The sequence below is a fragment of the Paenibacillus sp. YAE3 genome, assembly GCF_057546105.1.
On sequence record NZ_BAAIYF010000007.1, the window covers coordinates 246,252 to 268,343 of the forward strand.

General features: G+C 52.6%; 20 protein-coding genes. All 20 read right to left on the minus strand.

Going from position 1 to position 22,092, the window contains the following annotated elements:
• Positions 1-2: 2 nt before the first annotated feature.
• Positions 3-1,301 (minus strand): DUF4179 domain-containing protein, encoded by a 1,299-nt coding sequence (locus AC27KL_RS15710; RefSeq protein WP_487170306.1) that lies wholly within the window; start codon positions 1,299-1,301, stop codon positions 3-5.
• Positions 1,267-1,830: an RNA polymerase sigma factor gene (locus tag AC27KL_RS15715; RefSeq protein ID WP_487170307.1), complete on the minus strand. Its 564-nt coding sequence runs from the start codon at positions 1,828-1,830 to the stop codon at positions 1,267-1,269. Before AC27KL_RS15715 ends, AC27KL_RS15710 begins: the two co-directional genes overlap by 35 nt.
• 227 nt (positions 1,831-2,057) lie before the next feature.
• Positions 2,058-3,038, minus strand: a complete 981-nt coding sequence (locus tag AC27KL_RS15720; RefSeq protein WP_339324762.1) for a DUF6528 family protein — start codon at positions 3,036-3,038, stop codon at positions 2,058-2,060.
• Between the two features lie 13 nt (positions 3,039-3,051).
• Entirely contained in the window at positions 3,052-3,852 is an 801-nt protein-coding gene (locus AC27KL_RS15725; RefSeq protein ID WP_487170308.1) for a sugar phosphate isomerase/epimerase family protein, read from the minus strand.
• A gap of 75 nt (positions 3,853-3,927) precedes the next feature.
• The gene (locus tag AC27KL_RS15730) at positions 3,928-6,624 is read right to left on the minus strand and encodes a glycosyl hydrolase (RefSeq protein ID WP_487170309.1); all 2,697 of its coding nucleotides are present in this window, start codon (positions 6,622-6,624) and stop codon (positions 3,928-3,930) included.
• Positions 6,625-6,632: 8 nt separating this feature from the next.
• On the minus strand, positions 6,633-7,517 hold the full coding sequence (locus AC27KL_RS15735) for a carbohydrate ABC transporter permease (protein WP_487170310.1): 885 nt from the start codon (positions 7,515-7,517) through the stop codon (positions 6,633-6,635).
• Positions 7,518-7,532: 15 nt separating this feature from the next.
• The gene (locus AC27KL_RS15740) at positions 7,533-8,429 is read right to left on the minus strand and encodes an ABC transporter permease (protein WP_339324758.1); all 897 of its coding nucleotides are present in this window, start codon (positions 8,427-8,429) and stop codon (positions 7,533-7,535) included.
• Positions 8,430-8,492: 63 nt separating this feature from the next.
• Positions 8,493-10,154: an extracellular solute-binding protein gene (locus tag AC27KL_RS15745; protein ID WP_487170311.1), complete on the minus strand. Its 1,662-nt coding sequence runs from the start codon at positions 10,152-10,154 to the stop codon at positions 8,493-8,495.
• Positions 10,155-10,426: 272 nt separating this feature from the next.
• The gene (locus AC27KL_RS15750) at positions 10,427-12,097 is read right to left on the minus strand and encodes a response regulator (protein WP_487170312.1); all 1,671 of its coding nucleotides are present in this window, start codon (positions 12,095-12,097) and stop codon (positions 10,427-10,429) included.
• Positions 12,094-13,848: a sensor histidine kinase gene (locus AC27KL_RS15755; RefSeq protein ID WP_487170313.1), complete on the minus strand. Its 1,755-nt coding sequence runs from the start codon at positions 13,846-13,848 to the stop codon at positions 12,094-12,096. Before AC27KL_RS15755 ends, AC27KL_RS15750 begins: the two co-directional genes overlap by 4 nt.
• 256 nt (positions 13,849-14,104) lie before the next feature.
• On the minus strand, positions 14,105-16,501 hold the full coding sequence (locus AC27KL_RS15760) for a YcdB/YcdC domain-containing protein (protein WP_487170314.1): 2,397 nt from the start codon (positions 16,499-16,501) through the stop codon (positions 14,105-14,107).
• 279 nt (positions 16,502-16,780) lie between these two features.
• Positions 16,781-17,458: a DUF1796 family putative cysteine peptidase gene (locus tag AC27KL_RS15765; RefSeq protein ID WP_487170315.1), complete on the minus strand. Its 678-nt coding sequence runs from the start codon at positions 17,456-17,458 to the stop codon at positions 16,781-16,783.
• 194 nt (positions 17,459-17,652) lie between these two features.
• Positions 17,653-18,228 (minus strand): class I SAM-dependent methyltransferase, encoded by a 576-nt coding sequence (locus tag AC27KL_RS15770; protein WP_487170316.1) that lies wholly within the window; start codon positions 18,226-18,228, stop codon positions 17,653-17,655.
• A gap of 152 nt (positions 18,229-18,380) precedes the next feature.
• Positions 18,381-18,878, minus strand: coding sequence for a DinB family protein (locus AC27KL_RS15775; protein ID WP_487170317.1), 498 nt, complete (start codon positions 18,876-18,878; stop codon positions 18,381-18,383).
• Between the two features lie 100 nt (positions 18,879-18,978).
• Positions 18,979-19,758, minus strand: a complete 780-nt coding sequence (locus tag AC27KL_RS15780) for an ABC transporter permease (RefSeq protein WP_487170318.1) — start codon at positions 19,756-19,758, stop codon at positions 18,979-18,981.
• Positions 19,755-20,678 (minus strand): ABC transporter ATP-binding protein, encoded by a 924-nt coding sequence (locus tag AC27KL_RS15785; RefSeq protein ID WP_487170319.1) that lies wholly within the window; start codon positions 20,676-20,678, stop codon positions 19,755-19,757. The genes AC27KL_RS15780 and AC27KL_RS15785 overlap by 4 nt, the downstream gene beginning before the upstream one ends.
• Positions 20,675-20,872 carry a PLD nuclease N-terminal domain-containing protein gene (locus AC27KL_RS15790; protein ID WP_339325135.1) on the minus strand — a complete coding sequence of 66 codons (198 nt, stop codon included), beginning with the start codon at positions 20,870-20,872 and terminating at the stop codon, positions 20,675-20,677. Before AC27KL_RS15790 ends, AC27KL_RS15785 begins: the two co-directional genes overlap by 4 nt.
• Positions 20,873-20,895: 23 nt before the next feature.
• Positions 20,896-21,144, minus strand: coding sequence for a transcriptional regulator (locus AC27KL_RS15795; protein ID WP_339324748.1), 249 nt, complete (start codon positions 21,142-21,144; stop codon positions 20,896-20,898).
• Positions 21,137-21,550, minus strand: coding sequence for a YxlC family protein (locus AC27KL_RS15800; protein WP_339324747.1), 414 nt, complete (start codon positions 21,548-21,550; stop codon positions 21,137-21,139). Before AC27KL_RS15800 ends, AC27KL_RS15795 begins: the two co-directional genes overlap by 8 nt.
• Positions 21,513-22,067, minus strand: a complete 555-nt coding sequence (gene sigY / locus AC27KL_RS15805) for an RNA polymerase sigma factor SigY (protein WP_487170320.1) — start codon at positions 22,065-22,067, stop codon at positions 21,513-21,515. Before sigY ends, AC27KL_RS15800 begins: the two co-directional genes overlap by 38 nt.
• Positions 22,068-22,092: the final 25 nt, after the last annotated feature.

The following is a 22,092-nucleotide window of genomic DNA, read 5'->3' on the forward strand; positions in this document are numbered from 1 at the left end:
TTTTATTTTTGCCTATCGACTGGAATCGATATTTTCTTCTTGTAGGTCTTGATATATTGATATCCATCCGCCAGCAGAAATTCAGGCTTATCCCGAGTGTTAAACAAATACGTCTGTTCCCATAAAATATTGCCGTTATTCAAATCCCACTGGCGTTCGGCCGAAATCGACGAAACAGGAATGATTTTGCCCCCGGCTTGGACGGATAAGCTGCCTTTGTCCAGGAAAGTGAATTGATTTCTGGCAATAACGATCTCATACCCCGCGTCGGTTTTCGTGACGCTTCGAATCCAGAATTTTTCATCCCCAACTTTAATGGAGCGATCGGATGGCGACCCAAGCGGGATCGGATCGTTTATTTTATGGTATCCTTCAAAATTTTCGAGCACAAGTTCAATGGACTGAATGCTGCGGGTTGGGAACGGGTCGAAATTCAGTTGGAAGTCCGCCGGATGCTGTCCCTTTTCCTCATTTAATCTTACTTCGATTCCATTCACGTAAAGCCTGGTTTTCCCTGAAAATCTCGGATATGCTTCGAGTTCATAATGCCCCTTCACGATCGTTGAGGTCGGCGATGCCGTAATGTAGTCGTAGTGGATGGTTCCTTGATCGACGTCAACGGAATCCGAAAGTTCCTCTTTGACGATGCTTTTCATCGCTTTGTTCGCTTCAAAATCGAATGTAATGGGGTACGATGCCTTTTTTCCGTTGTCCAGCCACTCGCTAAAAGTGACGGTTAATGTCCGGGAGAAGGGGCTGACCGGCTCAAATTCAGCGTATCCCGCGAATTGGCTTTTGCTTTTCCCGGGATTTCCGCCGCCTCTAAGCGGAGCCGAATCGGTCAAGAACCCCTTCACGTTGTCAAAATGGTACCGTCCAATACGATCGTCGGTAAATTCGATGCCTTCGGGTAGATCGATGTTGTAATACAAACGGAAAACGTTATCGTCAGCAATCACGCCATGAATGGTCAGAACGGTGCCGTCCGGAAGCGTGGTGCGTTTGTTTACCTGTTGTCCGAATCCTTGTTCCATCACTTCGGCAAAGCTGAGCGAGTTCAAACCGGCGCCGTTAAACAATTTGCTTCCGTAATAAGCGAAGGCAGGATACTCATATACTCCGAGCATGAGAATGAGCGCTGCTGCAGTGGAGACGGCCCATGCCCATGCTTTGCTCGTATTTCTTTTTTTGGCGGGAACGCGCTCCAGCGCATTCCGAAGCCTCTCCTCCAGGCCTGGCGGAGCCTGCACTTTATTCACCGACTGCTTATACTCCTCTAATGTCTTCTCGATCGTTTTCATAACGATCACCCCCGATCATGGCTTTCAATTTCTGCATGCCTTGAGAAATTCGCGATTTGATGGTTCCAAGCGGTACGCCCGTCATGTCCGCAATCGTCTGATAGGGAAGATCGTGAACGTAACGAAGCTCGATGGCTTCCCGCTGCCGTTTGTTCAGATGGGATAGAAGCACCTGCATGTCCATCTCGGACTCCGTATCGCGATAGGGATTTTCGTCAGTCAATGCAGAATGCGATGCCTCTTCCCCTTCTCCGAATGCAAGGTATCGATTCTTTTTGCGGAGCAGCGTTTTGCACCGATTGACAAGAATGCTCTTGCTCCAGCTATAGAATGCTTCCCCTTTTTGCAATTGATCGATCTTTTCATACACCGTGACGATCATGTCCTCCATGGCGTCCATCGCATCATGCTCGTTTTCCATGTAGGTATACGCGAGGCGGTAATAAGCGTCCTGATCGGCCATGATGAGCTGCAATAATGCTTCTTTGTCGCCTTTTTTGGCCTGCTTGACAAGATGGCTAACTTTCATGTTCTCTCCCCTTTTCATACATAAGAGACGCCAGAGGATCCTAAAGTTCATTTTTAGTGCAAAAAATCATGTTTTTCAAAGTCATAAGCCAAGGGAATGCGCTTGATTCCTCGAATCGGCCATGAAGAGAAGTTTCGTCCCCCTGAGGGGCATGGATCTATCGTAAAACAAAAAAGCCGCGATGTACGCGGCTTCGAAAAATTTATCCAAACTTCCCCATATCAGATTTATTGGTAATCCGAATTCCAGATCCGGGCTTTATAAAACGCGCCGCCGGCAACCAGACGTTGATCATCCGGTTGATACAGATCGACGGTATCCGTTGTCCACGTGTATTTCGTGCCCGCTTTCTGGTTCGTCATGACGACTTGGCCGGACGGCTGGTTGCCTACGCTTTTTACCCAATGATGATTGATTTCGCCCGCTCCCGGATAATCCTCAGACCAGGAATCGGCCGATTTGCTGTATTGATATACCTGCGTATTGGAGGTGACCCATAATTTGTCGGTATCCCCATAAACCGCAAACAGATCATGTCCCCAATTGGTGGGCAGCCGCTTTCTGTGAACCTCTTCCAGAATCGGGGCCGCCGGCGTTCCTTTCACTTTCAGGGACACCAAATCATAATCTCCCAGCGCCCACAGCACGCCCTGCTCCGGGTCCCACAGCACGCCGTGCGCCCCCGGCAGCGAAAATTCCGTATACGTCGATGAATCGGCTCCCTGCGAAGCCGTATAAACCCGCACCCAACCGCCGGCACTCGCGGCAACCGCTACGTTTCCGTCCGGAAGCAATTCGGCTGCATGCGGGTTTCCGCCAACGATCACCCCCCAGGCCCTGCTGTTGCCCGACGGATATGGAACAAGAGCGGCAAGCCCTCTGGAGTCGGTCACGACCATATATTTTCCGCCGGTCTTGCCTTCCCTCAGCTTCACGTCCGATGGAAGCCCCCAGCCTTGGAGCAGTCCCCCGAAGCCGTTTTTTTCGGTGGGCGACCAAGACCATTTTAATGCGTTGGATTGGTTCCAATCCACTTTCTCCGGATCGTAAACCCGGATCTGCTCCGATCCCTGGTCCGTCACGGCAATCCAATAATCCTTGTGCAGGCCGGGATCCGCGGATGCTTGGTGATTAACGACCGTAAAGGTTACCGCCGTCATCACGATCAGCAGCAGGCGCGTCCTGAAATTGAGCTTTCGAATGTTCATGGTATAACCCTCCTCATAGGTTTGAATTTGCGTTAAGGATTTCATGCCAGTTCGCCGCGATGTCAAGCGGGTCCGGGTTTCTGACTTCATGCACCATGGGTCCTTGGTAGCCGGCCTCAGCAAATGCACGCAGGATGTCATGCCACTGCAGATTGCCTTTTCCGGGCATCCAATGCTTTTCGTCGGTTCCGTCATTATCCGAAATATGCGTCGTCACGATCCGATCCCCCAGCCTCTCAATGAACCGCTGAGGTGTTTCCTTAAACAAATGGTTCACGTCGCAGCATACGCCGAGCGCCGGATTCCCTGCCGTCAGAAATTCCATCTCGCTGGCTGAATGTCCGAGACAAGTGCGGGGCAGGCATTCGGCTGCCAGCCTTAGCCCGTTCGCGGCCGCTTCCTGGGAGAGCAGGCCGAGGGTTTGCTTGGCGGTCTGCAATCTTTGGGCCCGTTCTTCCGCAGGCACGGGTTCCCAGCTGGGATGGAATACAAGCGTTCGAATCCCCCAATCCGCGGCGTAGCCGAACAGGCGGCGGACTTTGGCGATGACTTGTTCCAGGGTGGCCGAATCCAGGCTGGACGGATCCCAACCGGTACCGAACGGAATATGCAGCGACCAAACTTCGATGCCCAGTCCACGGGCTGTGTCTACCGCCTCATCGCATCTTCGTTTGACTTCCGGATCGAAAATATCAAGCGGTTGCCATGTCAACTCCATGCAACGGATTCCGGATTCGGCCATTTTATTGAAGTCGATCGGGTTGGCTAAGCTGAACGAAATGCCGATGTTCCAGTCCCCCGGTTTGCGATTCATGGATTTCCCTCCCAGTCCTTTTTGATGTCCGGACTCCCGGCACCGGGACAGGACAGTCGGAATGCCCCGTCCAGCTTACGGATGATGTCCAACGCATTCACTTCCTAACGTGTCATGGATTTCCAACCGAACAGGTCCGAGAAGCCCGCCTTCCTTCGGAATGGAAAACATTTCGCGGCGTTCCTTCCAATCGGGTCCGGCATCCTCTAGCTCGGCGGCCTTGCTCATGCGGTTCGATACAACGTTCGTGACGCATACTTTAAACCGGTTCATACCGGGAAACAGCCATGGCGTCACATCAAAACGATATGGCGGCACAAAGCTGCATCCGGCCGACGCGCCATTCACTGTCACCTCCGCTATTTCCTCCACTTGACCGAGATCCAGAATCATCCGCTTAGCCGCGCCCAGATCGGCCGAAGATACATCCATTTCCCACTCGTATGCGACGGTGCCGGAAAAAGAAGGGTCCAGCTGCAGCCACGACGACAATCCGCTTCTTTCTCCTCCCTGCCAATCAAACCGGATCTGGCTGCCGTCAACGTCCTTCACGCCAATCAGGCGCTCGTTTTCGGTATAAGCCGCCGGAACGGGAAGTTGCGATGCATCTTGGTCACCCCGGTCATCCATGGCTGACGGGATCAGCATTAACGACCGGTAAGGAGGAAGACGCAGGCGGAACTCCCGCCCGTAACGCCCGCCCGGCGAAGGCTGCCGCTCCAGCATCCATCGTTCACCGGTCAACGGCTCCCAGGCCTGCACGATGTCGATCCTCGGTTCCCCCGGAAAGCAGATCCAACCGTCGACGGCAGCGTCTACATCTTCGTTGCTGACCATCCAAAGGGAATGCCCTTCCCTTATTCGGTGAAGGATGCGTAAATGCTCCCCGCCGGTACCGGCAAAAGGCAGCTGCGCCGGAACGCCGCATTGACGGAGCACCTCCGGCAGCGCCGATGCGTCGCTTGCCAGATGCAAGCCCGGCGAAGCACTGATTGCCGTCCGCGGCAAAACTTCCCGCCTACGGTTCACGACCTGCGTCGGCATCCGGTTGAAGAATACGGCCGGGATGCCCAGCTCCGCCAGCTCGTTCAGCTTATCGAGCAGTTCTTCCGTCAAGATTTCTACACCGGGAACAACGACCGCAGCGTATCTCTCATTGCGAAGCCCAAGTTTGCCCTCGGCGATGCTGGAGCTCTGCAGCAGCTCTTGCTGCGGAACGAGGTCGTAGTCGTATTGATTTTCCTGAAGCACCTGCTGCACATCCTCGATCGGAGTCGAAGCGCCGGCAAGGCCCAGCGCTCCCGGATAGACTAGCAAGATTGACGCAACGTGGGTTCCCTCGCGAAAAAAATACGAAAGCCGATTTACGTAATGGACATATGCCGCGAAATACGGCCATTGCGGGTTATGTCCCCCGTCATAAAAATAGGGCGGGCAATCCAGATCAGGCCATTTCGGGTTGAAGGCATGCAGGATAAAGTGATTGATGCCTCTGACGGCCTGCCAATCCGTGAGCCACTTCATCATTTTTAGCCCGAGGTGCCAGCCGTAGGCCCCGAACGTCTCCGACATGGCCAAATCGTCTTTGAAGCCGTACACATGGGCGGCGGAGCTGCCCAACTTGGGCAGTCCCCAATAATCCCGATTGCGGTGTCCCGGAATAATCTGATTGCATACGACGTCGATGCCGCCTTCATCCGCATAACGGGAAACCTCGAAAAAATCGCCCGGCCCTTCCGTGGTCCGTTCATGAAACATGTATCGCTCCCCGTGCGTCGGACTTGCTTCGTGCTCGTACCAATGCCCGATATATTTCAGTCCGTGCCGTCGGCACCACTCGTGTATCGGCCGGCAATACGTTTCGGCATAAGTTTTGTTCAAAAAGTCATAGTAATCGAAGACGAAAAATTCGCTTCCCCTGCTTTCCTCCTTCAGCCACAAGGCCGGCATATAAGGGATCGGGTCATACCCTTTCGCTTCAATGAACCGATTGCGAAGGTCGTATCCCCAGGGGATTTCCTGTTCATGATTGAAATAGGCCGGCTCGTCAAAGAAAAAGCCTTGGACCGGATGGCCGAAATATGCGCCGATTTCCGTTTTCGACGATTCATACACGCGGTCGATGAAGGCTTGAACGGCTCCCGGGTGAAGAGGATCAATGTAATTATCCGCCCTGTCTTCGACCGTAAAGCAAACGATCCACTCTCCCGGAGGAACGTCCCAACGAATGCCGTTCACGATCCCGTGCATATGCGGAGAATCGGGACGTTGAAGCCGTTCGGTCAAATCGATCCCCTGATCGTAAGCGATGACCCCGTCCGTTTTTGGATAAGCATAGACGCTCATCACCACGGACCTGCTCCGGTGCGTCCAAGGAGGCATCAAGCTTACCCGGTTTAGCGGTCCGCGGTAACGCACATATTGGAGACGCACCGACGAACGCCGAAACGCCGGATCAAGCTTTTGGATCGTATTGCCCGCCACTCCGCTCGGGTACCATTTTTCGTCGAACAAATAGGCGCTTACGCCGGCTTCCCGGCACCAGCCCAGAACCAGTTTCAAATCCGACCACCACTTCGGTCCGAGATAGTCCCAATGGGGCCTGGACTCCAGCGTAAGCTCCCCGATCCCGGAGCCGACGGCCAAATCGAACGTCTTCCTGAGCTCTTCGGGACTTTCCGTGCCATGCAGCCAAAATAAGGTTCCCAGCAATTTCGGAGGCTTTTCGAAGTTTTTTCTCCACGTATCCGGCACGCGCATGTTTGCATTCATCCCCCTCTTCATCCTTTTACGCTGCCCATGACGATCCCTTTGATAAAGAAGCGCTGCAGGAACGGATACACTAGGATAATCGGCAATGCGCCAAGAAAAATCTGTGCCGTTTTTATCGTTTGTTCCGATAAATCCTGAAGCAGGGACAAGTCGGTTGAAGTCAGCATCGTCAGGTCTTGGCCTACTATGATGGTTCTCAAGTAGCTCTGCAGCGGATAGTTTTCCGGCGAATTCATCAAAATCAGACCGTCAAACCAGCTGTTCCAATGGCCGACGATTGTAAACAGCCCGATCGTAGCCAGTGCCGGCAATGACAGCGGAGCGTAGATCCGCCAGAGCGTCGTCCAGTGCCCGGCTCCGTCCATGAAGGCTGATTCCTCCAATTCCTTGGGCAGTCCCCTGTAAAAATTCAGCAGCAGGATCACATTGAAAACCGGCACGGCGCCCGGCAGCACCAAGGCCCAAATGGAATCCAGCAGCCCAAGGGACTTAATCGTCATATACCAAGGGATCAGGCCGCCGTTGAACAGCATGGTCAGCACAAGCAGCCACGCATACAGCGTTCTCCACCTGAACTTCGATTTCTCTTTAGCCAGCGGATATGCGGTCAAAATGGTGAGAAACATGCTGATGGAAACGCCGAGCACGACACGTTTCACCGTAATCCATAAGGCATCCAGAAATTCAGGCTTTTTCAGCACGTATTCGTAGGCGCTGGGGGTAAATTGAACCGGCCATAATTTCACCAGACCGCCCATCGCCGCCGCGCTCGAGCTAAACGATACCGCAAGCACGTGAATGAGCGGCAGCAGGCAAAGGATTGAAATAGCGATAAGAAACGTATAGTTGAGCGCAATAAACAAGGTACGGCTTATTCCCCGTTTTTGAACCATGAGATCACCTCCCCGTCAGAAGATTCGGTATCCGGCAAACCGGTAAGCCAGCAGGTAAGAGGAAGAGATCAGCAGAAGCGACACGACGGATTTGAACAGTCCTACGGCCGTCGCCACGCTGTATTGCGCATCGATCAATCCGATCCGGTAGACGAACGTATCGATAATATCCCCGCTTTCATATACTTGCGGACTGTAAAGATTGAAGACTTGGTCGAAACCGGCGTTCAGCACATTCCCCAGGCTCAGCGTCGTCATCAGGACGACGACCGGCAAAATTCCGGGAATCGTAATGTTGAGCGTCTGCCGCCAGCGGCTTGCCCCATCGATCTCGGCCGCTTCGTACAGCGACTGGTCGATGCCCGTAAGCGCTGCTAAATAAACGATCGTGCCGAACCCGAAATCCTTCCACGTATCCGTAATGACCAGCACATAAGGAAACCAGTGGTTGTCGCCCAAAAAATAAATCGGATCGATTCCAAACCATCCCAGCAACTGATTGAGGATTCCTTTCAACGACAATACATCGATCAGAACGCCTCCCAAAATGACCCAGGACAAAAAATGGGGCAAATAGATCAGCGTCTGGATCATCCGTTTGATCCGCTCCCTCGCCAGCTCATTCAGGAGAAGCGCAACCGTAAGGGGGACCACCAGACCTGCGATGATTTTCATGACCGCGATAAAGATCGTGTTGTATAGGATCTGAGATATTCCCGGGAGATGGTAGACATAAAGGAAATTGTCCAGGCCGACCCATTCCGACCCGAAGAATCCCTTATTGGGGTAAAACTTCTGAAACGCAATGACGATTCCGACCATCGGCCAATAGCTGAATACGGCAAGGACGGCAAGCGCCGGCAGAAGCATAAAGTGCAGCGGCAATTCATGCCTCCATTTCTTGAAAGTCATTTGATCGCCTGCCCTTCTTTCAGGTTGAGAAATCATGTTCTGTCATCGTATTTTCACTTTCGATTACTTGACCGATTTTGCCCATTCGTTGACTTCGCTCGTCATATCGTTTCCGCCAAGCTTTTTCCAGTCTTCGACGAATTTATCGAACGCGCTGATCGGCTCGCCCATAATAATCTTGGTGAACGTCTCCAGCTCCATCTTGTCGAGCGTCGCCTTTTTGTCCCCCATGCTTTTGGTCGGGGCACCGAAGAACTCGTTCATCAGCGGCAGGTTCTCTTTTTGATACTGGTTGATGACCGCAAACGAGCTGGATTCGCCGAACACCCGGGCCTGGTTCCATTGCTTGTTGTCCCCGTTATTGAATTGCTTGATCTTCTCGTACGTGGCCCGTTGCTCCCCGTTCAGCTTGGACGTGTCTCCGGTCTTCAAGCTTTCGATGACAGCCAGGTGCACGTCCAGGTTTTTCGTGGGAGACCAGGCATTAAACGGTGCGTGCTTAAACAGTTCGATTCCATCCGGAGAGCTGAAGAAATGGCTGAAGTCCGCGTTTTCTCCCCATCCCTTCTCGATGAACAGGTTGACCATTTGCATGACCGCTTCCGGATTTTTGGCCCCCTTCTTCACCGCATAATAGGCAAATACGGGATTTCCGACTTGCGGTCTTGCAGGAGCAGAATCAACGGAGACGATTTTGTATGCCCCCCACTCCATCTTAGGATCCAAATCTTTGCCTTTCTGCAGCGGATTGATCGGGTTCCACATCGCCCCATAATACAATCCGATTTTGCCTGCGACGGCATCTTCGCCCGTCTTGCTGCCGTCCTTCACGCCGAATTCCTTATCCAGCAATCCGTTTTTGTACATTTCCTGCAGTTTTAGGAGTGCCGACCTCGTCTCAGGCAGGATGGAGCCGTAGACAAGGCTGCCGGAATCGTCTTTGACCCAAGCGCCCGGATAAGCATGGAAGCCGTTAAAAAAGCCCCCCAGTCCCATGATTCCGCCGCCGCCGATCCCTTTGTTGATCCCCATGCCGAAGGTGTCGTCTTTCCCGTTTCCATCGGGGTCCTGCTTGGCGAAGGCTTCCGCGATTTTGAGAACGTCATCCATCGTTTTGGGCTCCGGCAGCTTCAGCTTTTGAAGCCAATCGGTGCGTACCCAAAGAACGTTTGCCCCGTCAATGGACGAATTCGTATTCGGTATGGCCATCAATTTCCCGTTAAATTTGGCCGAATCGAGCTGTGTTCCGTCCATAAACTTTTTGGCGAGCGGAGTCGCATATTTTGCATAAACGTCCGACATATCTTCGACCATATCGGCGTCGACCAATTGTTTCAGTTGATTTGCGTTGACCGGAATAATATCGGGGAGATCTCCCGAGGCAATCATGACGTTCATTTTCTGGGTCGCATCATCGCCGCTGGTGGCAATCCATTTATATTTCAGATGGATCCCCAGCTCGTCCTTGTAGGCGCGGGTCCACTCGTTATTTTCGATCGTATCGCCGCCGGTGAATTTCATGGAAGAATCGGCGGTTCTGACCGTTGTCACTTCGATAGGCGTCGCGTATTTGCTGAGTGGTCCAGCAGGGGCTTCGGCGGCATTCGTATCCGGCCCGCCATTCGGCTTGGCGTCGGAAGATTCTTTCGTGGATGAACCGCAAGCGGAAACGACGATCATGGAACTGACGGCAAGAAGCGCTATCATAGTCTTAACTGTCTTCATGGGTACCCTCCCGTTTCTGTTATCGCATTTCAACCCTCGCGATCCGCGGCCCAGCTAAGCTTGCCGAGCTCAGAACAAGCAGCTTGGATCGGATGCTCCGAGGTCCGTAGCCCTATTATAAAGTGACATGTTGACCCATTCCCATAATAAGAATTGCACATTCATTGCTCGATTTGTACGACAATGCCAAACTCCGAGCAGTGATCGTTTGAATAAGAAAACCCGATGCATTTCGCACCGGGTTCCTTGAGCTCATGATTGTCCCCTAACCATCAGTTGCGGGTCGACTGATGCATTTCTCTGAACTCTTGAGGCGTACAGCCTGTTTTCTTTTTGAAAATCCGCGTAAAGTAAGCGGGTGATTCGAATCCGACTTTTTTGCATATTTCAAGCATTTTGAGGCGGGATTCGACCACCAGCTCTTTGGCTTTCTTGATCCGTTCATCGGTAATGTAATCGGGCAGATGGATTCCCGTCATTTGTTTATACAGTCTGGACATATAATAGGGATTCAGATGTACGAGATCGGACAATGTCGTCAAGGATAAATCGGAATCCAGGTGATCCTCCACGTAACGATTCAAGCGATGCACCACTTGATTCGTATGTTCCTTCTTCTCATGATCCCTTGCTTCGATCAGCCGGAGCGCCGTCTGAATCAAATAGTGGAAGGCGTCTTTTCTTGAGGGATGCAGCTGATAGTGGGACAGCCTGTCGACCTCCACGTCCTTCAGCGGGGCAGGATCTTCGCCCCATCGGTTCAACTGGGTCAAGAGGTGGGAAGCCATGGCATAGTATACTTCCAGAAAAAAGCCCGTATCCTCATAAAAAGGATCCATCAGGTTGGAAAGCTTGGCCAGCAGCTTGTGCATCTCCTGCTTCTCCTCATCGGAGACATAGTCGTTTCCCGACCATTTTCGAATCACATTGCGGATGGTTTGCTTCCGGATTTCGCTCTCATCCAGCGAATATTCCCCCGTTTGCTGGTCCTCGATAAGGATCGTTTCCTGCCCGATCCCCAGCCCGCGGCCAAGCTCCGCACGCAGTTTCTGATAACGGACCGGGATTTCCCTCCATTCCACTTCCTCTTTTCCGGCGGCAAACGAAAGCGGGATCTTCAGCAGCTCCAGGCTTGTCGACTGAATCATTTCCAAGGTGCCCTGAACGAAACGCAAGGTCCGGGGCCAGTCCGATGGGAACGAAGAACCCGGCTCCGCTTCCTCCTTAGGCTGAATCAGCCAAAAGAAGCGATTTTGCTCCACATTGACGGATTGAAGCGCACAAGGAGCCAAATATTCCTTCGCGATGTTATGGATGGCAAACATCAGGTGCATTTTATCCGAGGCATTCGTAATATGGGGAGGCCAGCAATCGACCCGTCCCATTACCAGCAGGACTTTCTCATGAAGCGCAAGGGGAATGGACAAGTCCCTCAGCAATTCGGGTTTCAAGGACTTTAGCGATTGGATGCCTTCGCAGAATCCTCGGAGGATCTCCCTTTGCAGCGTCGGTACGGCTAACTGAAACTGTTCCGTTGCTTTTTCGAGAAATCCGGCATTCACCCGCTCGGAATGAAGCAATTCGATGGCTTTTCGGACGCTGCGCAGCAGCGCATCGTCGCTTTCGGTCTTGAGAATGTAATCGACGCAATGATTCCTTATCGCCGTCTGTGCATAGTTGAAATCCGGATGCCCGGTCAGAAAAATGACTTTGCAGGACGGCCACCTCTCGTTGATATGCTTTTGCAGGTCAAGGCCGGACATGCCCGGCATCCAAATATCGGACAACACGATGTCGAACCGGAAAGCATTCAGTTTTTCCAAGGCTTCGTCTCCGCCATAAGCCCGGTGCAGGTCCAAGTGCAAATCATCTTCTTCCTGCAAAAGCCGATAAATTCCGTCGACAATAATGGGTTCGTCATCAACGATCAGCAACCGATTCATAATCCGCTCTCACCCTCCAAAGGAATGATCATTTCGACCCTTAAACCGCCCAAGCTTCCTCTTGATAACCGAAGACCGAAGTGTTCCCCGAATTGGATTTGAATCCTCCGGTGTACATTGACCAATCCGGTCGTCTCGAGCGGGGTTTTCTCCGACGCCAGCTTGGATTGCATGTCTTTTAAACGATCATCCGTCAATTCTTCGCCGTTATCCTCTACGACGATCACCAGCTGGTTCCCGGAAGCTTCGAAAGTGATGGCGATTTCACCGTTCTTTTTCTTGTTCGCCAGCCCATGGTTATATGCGTTCTCGATGAGCGGCTGGAGAATCAGTCTGGGAACTTCCCGTTTTTTGTATGCTGACGGCAGATCGTCCACTCGTACGGTAATTCGGTTCGAGAAACGGAATGCTTGAATATCGATATACGTTTTGGCGAACATCCACTCCGCCTCCAGCGTTACTTCGTCGGCGCCGTCGCGGGTAACGAATTGGAAGTATTGCCCCAAATATTGAGCGAACGTGGTTACCCCTTCGTAATCTTCGTTTTTCGCGATGCGTGAAAGGGTATAAAAACTGTTGTAAAGAAAATGCGGATTAATCTGGGACTGCAGCTGCCTGAATTCCGACACTTTTGCCCGGTATTTCTGCTCGTACACTTCATGGATCAACACGCGTATATGGTCGATCATGGCATTGAATTGGATGTACAGGTATGAAAATTCATCCTTAAAGCGGGAGGAAACCACATGGTTGAAATTCCCGTGTTCGACCGAGCGGAAGGCTCGTACCAAAGTTCGCAGCGGCCGGTGAATCAAGCGATAAATGACATAGGAAAAATAAGCGATGATAAAGATGGAGAGGACCGAAAAAAAGCGAAACCAATTCCGGTATGTGCTCAAAGGCCCCAGCACGCTATCCTGAGGCAAATAGGTCAGAAGGACGGCCCCCATGGAGGCGGAATGTTCATAACCGATAAAGTAGTTTTTCGCGCCAATCCGAATGGTCTCGACCCCCTTCGGGGCTCCCGACCTGATTTGGCCGGAAACCCATTCGCGCAGCGGCGTTTCCGTTTCCGGGCGATGCAGGCTCGAGATGCTCCATTGGTTGCGATCGTCGATCAGAAGAGCACCGCCCTGCGTGTTGTCGATCATGTCCCCCAAGGCCTTGGCGATTTCCTTTTGATTGATTTCTATATCGACGAGGTAAGAAGGCTTTTCTTCGGAAAGGATATATTCCGGGTACGGCAGGCTGATAAACAAACGGCCGTTCCAGGCGATGAGCGGCGAATAGCCGCGTTGTTTCGATGCGCTGAGCGCTTGGAATTCTTCCTCTGGGGTCGCGTCCACCCCGTTGTTGGAGGAGATCGTCCGGTCCAGCCTTGAGATGTGAATGCTGGCGTTGGCAATATAGCTGCTGGAAGCCTTGAGGAGCAGCATCTGCTTCTGCAAGCGCAGCATCGCTTTCGTTTTTTCGAAATCAGGCATAACGGAAGCTGCTACGCTGAGTTTACCGATATCGTCATCCGTAATATATTCTCTGCCCAGCCTGATCATTTTGCCGAAATCCAGATCCAACGAAGCCATGTAGAAATGCACTTTAGCCAGCATGGAGCCGGAGATTTCCTCCTTTACGGACTTTTCCCCAACACGGTTCATCTGGGCGCTGACAGCGTAAAGCGGAGCGACGATAAACAGAAAAGTGAAGACCAGCCTCAAGTAAATGTTCAATTTGGGACGTTTGAAAAACGGCATGGCGCACCCCCAATTTCAGGTTGTCCGTAACGGACACCGTCGGTAAGTCTCTTATTCCTATATTCTATCGCCGCCGGCGTTATTAGAAAAGAAAAAGAAAACATCCACCGGCTGCGAACTAAAATCGGTGGATGTTTGAAGACGAATAGGGATATTGACAGCACAGAACCGCAGTCAAAGTGACTGCGGTTCTGACGGGATCGGGATTCCCCGCTTCCGAAAACGGCGCTCCTTAGGTATTCTCTAGAGGATCATATTATCTTTGATTAAGCGGCGTATCCACGTTTCCTTGCAGATGTGCCAGCCGTACCAGGATGGTCGCCGCTTCCGCCCGCGTGACCGGCTTCGCAGGGTCGAATTTCCCGCCTGGAGCCTCCATCAGGCCAAGTTTCAGCATAAGCGCGACGGCTCCTTTGTCCTTGATGGCACTTGCGTCCGAGAGGGACAACGCCTGCGCATCCTGCTGGAAGAACTTGGACAAACGGTTGTAATGCAGAACCGTGGTCAGGCTGGAGGCTGCCGCTTCACGGGTCAACTTTTGCTCCGGATGCAGTTCGGAAGATTTCACGTCGCCCAACCACCCTTTATCCGCAAACAGCTGCACCGCTTGAGCGATCGGGCTGTCCGCCGGAACATCGGCATAAAGCGGCTGCTGGATGCGGCCCCCGTAATAGCTCTGGTCGGGATAAAGCCCTTTAGCGATCATCTGGATCCAATCGCCCAAGGTTATCTCCGCATCGGGATGAAGCAGGCCGTCATCCGCCGGAGACAGGACCCGATATTCAAGCAGCGTGGCCAGATCCTTGCTAGCAGCGTGGTTCACCGCATCGCTTGGAAGCTCGGGGCTAGGTCCTTTGTTCGGATCGGGCAGCTGAAGAAAGGCTTCCGCTTTGCCCGTGACCCCATCGATATAACCGAGGTTTCTGCTCTTATCGAACGTTGGAACATACGCCAGCCGAACTTTAGGCTCCACATACGTGTTATCCACGGAGTAGCCGCCGCTGCTGATGTACCGCAGCTCCACGCCGAGTTCGTTCAGCAGACGCTCCTGCGCTTCTTTCGGGCTGATATTAGCTTTTAACCCATCCATCGCTTTGAGATCCGCGTCGGACGGGGCATTGTCCGCATTGTAGCTAAGCAAATTGCCGCCGCCGTCGATCGAGACGCTTACCGTGCTTCCGTAGACGGGCAAATCCTTATAAAAACGTTGGAACACAAATTGATAGACTTTTTTCGAGGAGGACGGGTTCAACGTTTGAGCATCCGACAGTTTCAGGTCTTCGGCGGCATTCGGATAATGGGCGAGCACCAGCTCGATCGCCTTGGTTTGAGCCTGGGCTTCCGTCACGGCAGGAGCGGAGGCTTTGGCCGGCTCGCTTCCGGGATATTGGAACTCGTTATAGGAGAGCAGCTGCCCCGTCTCGGCATCCACGACTGCGCTTTTGTTGCTTTCCTGGTATATTCCGGGAGTTCGTTTGTTCCAGTACAAACTCCAAACCTGCTTGTTCCCGTACCAATAGTTCCCTAAGCTGGATTGGAGCTGATATTCCGAGCCGGGGGCGATTTCCCGCACAAGCTCCAGCGCTTGGTCCGCAGTCAACTGTCCACCTTTATGCGGGGTGAACGCTTTATTGGAAGGCTTTAATGCGGTATAACGAACCGTTTGATTGGCTTTATCCAGATCTTTTCCCCAAATCGTATCGATCCCCTTGCCGGAATTGGCATCCGTAGGCACCAAATTCCGGTCCGGAATGTAGCCGATTTTCCATTCTCGTTTGGAGGACGTATTAAAAAGCGGCGTCGACGATATGTAAGCAAGTTTTACGGACAAGCCTTGCTCAAGACGCTTCTCCGCTTCCTCTTTGCTGATGGCTGCTTTGGCGGATGGATAATCGCCCTGGTAAGCGCTTCGGGTAAAACGGACGATATTCCCGTTTCCATCCACTTCAACGCTCACGAACTCATTATCGGCCGGAAGTCCGTTGACGTCCACCGAATACCCAAAGCTATACCGCACCGGACCGAACAATGCTTGATTAGACGAAAAACTGTATTCGGTCGAAGGCTTCATCGTTCCGGCTTTGATCGAGGGAGCCGCTTTGACGATAAACGTCTCGGCAATCTTTTCCGCTTCCTGTTTGGATACCGCCGGAGGGTAATAAGCCGTGTTGGAACTTTCATCTGGCCACATGGAAGGATAATAGAAACTCAGGATGTCTCCCGTCATGGCGTCCACTTCGGTACTGAAGCCCGACGAGTTGTTTCCCTTTTGAATCGACCAGTTCAGTACCCAGATCTTTTTCGTATTGGGCGGGAACACATTCTGCTCCCCATAAGTAATGCTCTCCAGCCTCGCCTCCTTCAAAATTGGAAACAACGTTCTTGTCCGCGCCTCCGCTTGGGCTTTCGTAATCTTGGCATCGGCCGGACCTTGCCCTTTGGATGCGTCCGAACCGCTGCTTTGGGTTGCTTGCGGCGCTGCTGCTTTCTCTACAACGCTTACGCCGGAAGCCGCCGACACCAACAAAGGCACCTGCAGCAGACTTAAACCGAGTGTGCCTGCGACCACCTTCTTCGCTACGGATGCGGTTCGCATTTTTTTCCCCTTGTCCTGGTTGATAGGCATGCCAGAGGCATGTTTTTGCTTGTCCATCCTTCTCCCTCCCTGTAATACCAAAATAAACCATTTATATTATAGCATAGGAAATCAGGAATCATGATGGAAATTTAATTATCATTTTCTCTAAAAACCGCATCCATCCTCCCATATTTTCGGCTTCGCCGTGGCTTGAGCGGCTAAGGCGAATCCATGCCTCCTGTCGCCACCTTCCGCGTTCTATGGATAGAAACAGCAGCGGTCTAAGACTGTTTTTTCAAGTCCCGGACGGCTGCTGCTTCATTTTTATGGGGGGATATCGACTTGTTAGAACCGCTACCAATATCCGGTTAATGTTAAACCGTTCATGGCATAACTCCATGCTGCTTCATGATAGGGCTCCTCGAGGGGGACCTGCAGCGTGCCGATATCATCCCGTTTCCAATCGATCTCCCGGATCGACTGCAACCCGGACACGGTCTGCAAGAATATAATTCTGCATCTGCCCGGCGTCAATGAGGACAAAGCAGCATGAAGCTCCAAGGCTTCCTCCTCCCCGATCTCTCCCCACCTGATGAACAGAACGGAACGGCTGTGACCGAGCACATGCAAAAACCTTTGGATTCGATGGGCAAGCTTCTCGCTGTACGCAACATAGACGGCCGTCCAATCCTGGTTGGGGATGACAGGGAAATCATGGACGGATATTACGTTGTAACGCGTATCCAGAATAAAATGGGCGCTTTGGTATGTCCCGCCTTCTTGAAGCACTGCGACGCCCTCTTCCAAAACGGCCGAAGTTCCGTCAATCTTCCGGAGCTGTCCGAGCTCCATAAAACCTTCGAAACGATTTTTTAACAACCGGGTTACGTCCGCGGCCGAATTCGATATCATCCAATCTAGCGGAAAGGAGAATCGCCGCAGCTGATACCGCGACAAATAAATGGACGGCCCGCACCAGCTTCCCAAGCCGATGATAACGTCATAAGCGCCTTTCATGTCCTCTATCTTCACGTTCGTCACCACTTTTTTGTTGATAGATTTGCTATATTCTATGTAACTTGGCGACAAATCGTATAGATGTTCAGGAAATAATAGTTTCAGGGAACACGGGTTTTTATGGTGGCGGCGCTACGGGATCAACTCGAGGCATGTCGCAAACCTATCCCGAAAATCTGCAGCATATGGAATTCCTTCGTATGCTCTCCCTAGGATGTTTTGCGATATAAATAAGCGACAAGAAAACCTCTTTGGTCTTCCTCTTCCAAGTAACGAATCCGCTTGAGCGAAGGATCGATATGGTCAAAATCAGACGGCATGATCAAATCTTCCTCTCGTATGAACGGATCCTCCTTATGTTTATGGCCGAATCCGCAAACGAAAAGCAGCCCTCCGCTTGCAAGGTTGAGATGAATTCTGCCCAGGTGTTCCTTCCCCAGCCTGTAATGATTGACGACGATATTGTCGTAAATCCCTACTTCCTTCAAACAATCCGGATGGGACAGGTCCAATTCCTGCGTCCGCACAGCGTAATGGTGTTCGGCAGCAAACCGCCTTAAACGGTCCAGCGCCTTGCGACTGAAATCGATGCCGGTTACTTCAAAGCCCTGCTTCAGAAAATACAGCGCATTCCTGCCATCTCCGCAGGCCAGATCCAGCAAAGTTCCCTTTTGAAAAAACGGACTATTCTCCAAAATCATTTTTTCCGGACCCATCAACCGATCGTCCCGCTCCGTAAACTTATGATCCCAAAAATCTTTGTCGCCCATATAGCGCACCGTCATCCTCTCCTTTCAAAGCCAACCCAAACATGATTACGCAGCTTTCGTCATTGAAAGTACCGGCTCAATCCCTCCGTCAAACATGAAGACCCTCTCTGAAAAAAATAAAAAAATACCGCGATTAGTCGCGGCAGTCATGCGGTAAAAATTAATCGTCAATTTCCTTGGTCGTCGGCCGATGGACCGTAGACCCCGGGCACCGGGATGTCCAGCAGCCGCAAATAAACGCCGAGCTGCGCACGATGGTGGACCATATGGCTTATTCCGAAGGTGCGAAGCGCGATCGCCCGCGGCTGGCGAAGGATAATGTGGTCACCGTTCCGCAGTGTCCATTCTTCTCCAAGCGATTTTTCGTCGCATTCGTCCAACAGCTTTTCAAGCTTGGCCACATTCCCGTCAAACTCTTCCAACAGATCTTCGCGTCTTTCCAAAGCTTCCCGCCGAAGCGGCACGGTCGACAGGTCGAATTCCGGGTAGAGAAAAATCGCGACTTGCCAGTTGAGCAGGTTGATCAGGTGCGTGGCCAGTCCGCTAAGCGTCATCGACTTGGCATGCGGCTTCCAGGACATGTGCTCCTCAGGCAAAAGTTCCAGGACGCGGCGCGTCGAAGCCAACTCATTCATGATGTCTCCGACGATCAGTTGTTTCACCATATAATCCCTCTCCTCCCTTATATCGCAAGCATACTATAAACCCGGCCTGATGGAAAGACTTGTCTCTTAGATCGTTCGGCAAGAAGCATAGTAAGGAAATTTATCCTTTTGGATTCCTTAACTTCATTTGATAAACCGCGGCTGCAAAAAAAATGAAGATACACGCCAGGCACAGAAGGGCCGCGCCAACGGCGCCCTTCGCTTCGCCCGCGGGCTCCAGCCATTGCGCCGAAATTTGCGGCAGGGAACCCGGGCTATAAACCGTATACCTCGGCAGCCATCCCGACGCCACGGACAGCAGCAGCGCCGCCCCCAGGCTAACAAAAGCTATACCTGGCGCGGAATCCAGAAGCGAACTCACGAGCAGCGTCAACGCTCCCGCAAACCAGAGCCACAGCAAATAGAAAAGTCCAGCTTTAACAACCGCACCGGCCTCAACGGTGCCGATCATCTGGACGGTATAATACCAGGCGCCTCCATAGCCGAGCGCAAACGAGGCGGTGACGAGGGACAACATGCTTGCCCACTTGGCCGCAGCATAGGACACGTACGACACCGGTTTTGCAAAGATCATTTGTGAAACGCCGCTTTGCCGCTCCCCGGAAATCATGGTCATGACCGACAATACCAAGATCAAGATCCCTATCGAGCTGTACTGACCTAGCGTTTGCGCCAGCACCTCCGCCCCCGAAGGAGGGGCGATCGTGATCGTCATGCCTTTGGGCATGTTTCCCGCGGACTTCAAAATTTCCGGCATAAAACGCGTCATTACCGGCTGCATGACCCCCAGCATCAAGAAGACGAGCGGCACCCACAGCCATTTATAGCTGCGTCCCATCTCCAGCATCTCTTTGCGGAAAAACAACTTGAACTGCATCATGATCGCACCGCCTTCAGGAACAAGTCTTCGAGCGTGCTTTGGCCCGCTTCGAACGTACGAATCGTCACCCGTCGGGACACGGCATCGGCCATCAGTTCAAGCGCAGCCCGCTCGACGTCCGCGACCCTAAGCTTCGCCCGTCCGCCGGATATTTCCGAATGCATGACGAAGTCCTTGCCCCCCGCCGCTGCAAGCCATGCCCTCGAAACCTCGTCTCCACCGACTTCCAGCCGAATCACCGGTTCGCTGTAAGTTCGTCGCAAGTGATCGAGACTTCCCTGCAAAACAATTTCGCCTTCGCGCATCATGAGAATTTCATCACAAATCTCTTCGGCATCATGCAGCACATGCGTTGAAAAGAGGACTGTCGTTTCAAGACGAATACGATGGAGCAGAGTCAGCACATCCTTGCGACCTGCAGGATCGAGCGCCGATACTGGTTCATCCAGAATAAGCAGCCTCGGGCGGTGGATGAGCGCCTGGGCTAGCCCTAACCGCTGCTTCATGCCGCCGGAGTAACCACCGATCCTGCGTTTGCCCGCATCCCGAAGGCCTACGGCGTCCAGCCACTTTCCGGTCTCCCGTTTGGCTTCGCGTCTTGTCAACCCGGCCAACTCCCCGGAGTAAAGCAAAAATTCAGCCCCGGTCATCCAAGGATAAAACACGGGCATTTGCGGCAAATATCCGATGAAAGGCCGGGGGTCGGCGACCGGTCTTCCTTCCGCCAGCAGCATGGCCGAACCGCCTGACGGTTGAAGCAGCCCCGCCAGCATGCTGATCGTCGTCGTTTTTCCGGCACCGTTCGGGCCGATCAGGGCAGCGCAGCTGCCTTCGGCAATGCTGAACGAAATCCCTTTAACGACTTCGCGATCCTTAAAGCGCTTGGATAATCCCTTTACCTGGAGCAGCTCCCGTGTCATGAGGCATCCTTCCTTCCGATGACAAAGTAAGCGACCGAACCCAGAATGTTCCCGCACACGATGATGATGACCCACAACCATTTCGGTCCGCGCGTCGCCTCCGCTTTATATAAGGATATCAAACCAACCACAGCTAAAATCAGCTGCAGGCCGATCAATGGCGCGATCAAACTCCAAGGTATGCCCGTATTCATCGCATCCATGGTCGTTTCCCCCTTTATTCATTTGATCCATTTTGATGTTTACGGTTCTTTAGACGCTCTTTTCGCAAGGGCCAGTAAATATGAACGAGCCAATAGGCAACGAGCGGTCCAGGAAACTGGATCAGCCCGACGATCCCCCATATCCAGTAGTATTTCGTATGGCGGCGCGAATGGATGAAGAGGAACAGGCTTTGAATCAGTAAAATGCAGGCGATCAGTACGACTGCCCATAAAGGTACCGATTCGGGATTCGTTTTAGGCATGTCCGGACTTCACCTTCTTCTTCGAATGATAGAAAAAGCGAAAAGCAAACGCGATCGCTCCGACGAAGACCAGCCCCTGGATAACCGCAAACACGACGATGTTCATGGACGCCAAAAGCATGTTGCCGCCGATGATGGCCAGGGCCATGATCAAAAACAGCGCGACCTCCAGTCCCGCGCGTCTGCGAAGCTTCCGCTGCTCTACTGCAACAAAACGTTCCAGTTCGTGCAACGGCGGCGGCTCAGGCTGGCGGATCGCCAGTTCCATCTGCTCGAACCCTTGCATCAGCTGCGCGATCAGAGCCTGGTCCTCCGCAAATGGTTCTTCATGAACGATTTCGGCATGCGCTTGCTCCTGCTTGTTTAGATCAGCGGACCTCTCCCGCTCTTCCTTGTTCCACTTCATCCGTCGTCAACTCCTTTCGTACCTGCTGCAACCCGTGATGGATTCTAGATTTCACCGTCCCTGGCGGAATGTCCATCATGTCGGCGATTTCATCATAGGCATAGCCGTAAAAATGCTTAAGCAAAATCGGCAGCCGCCATTCGTAGCCGAGCCTGGAGAGGGCTTGCATCGCATCGGTCCATTCCTCCCGCCTTGCTTTCAGCTGCCACTCCGTCCGGCGCAGGGCCTGCTCCTGATCCTTCCAGTGCTTCTCGACCCTGGTACGGCGCATCTGATCGATATAGATCCGCGTCGCCAGCGTGATCAGCCAGGAAGAAAATTTGGATTTTCCGTTATATAAATGAATCTTCTCGATGCACCTCAGCATCGTTTCCTGCGCCAAGTCCTCGGCCATCGCCGGGTTCATCGTCATTTTGACGAGATATTTCATTAAAAAGGAGTAGTGGGCCTGCAGCAGCTGCGCCATCGCCTGACTATCCCCGCGCTGCGCCCGTTCGATTTGCTTGAGTTCTTCCAACCGCAGTCCCTGCTCCTTTCCTTTG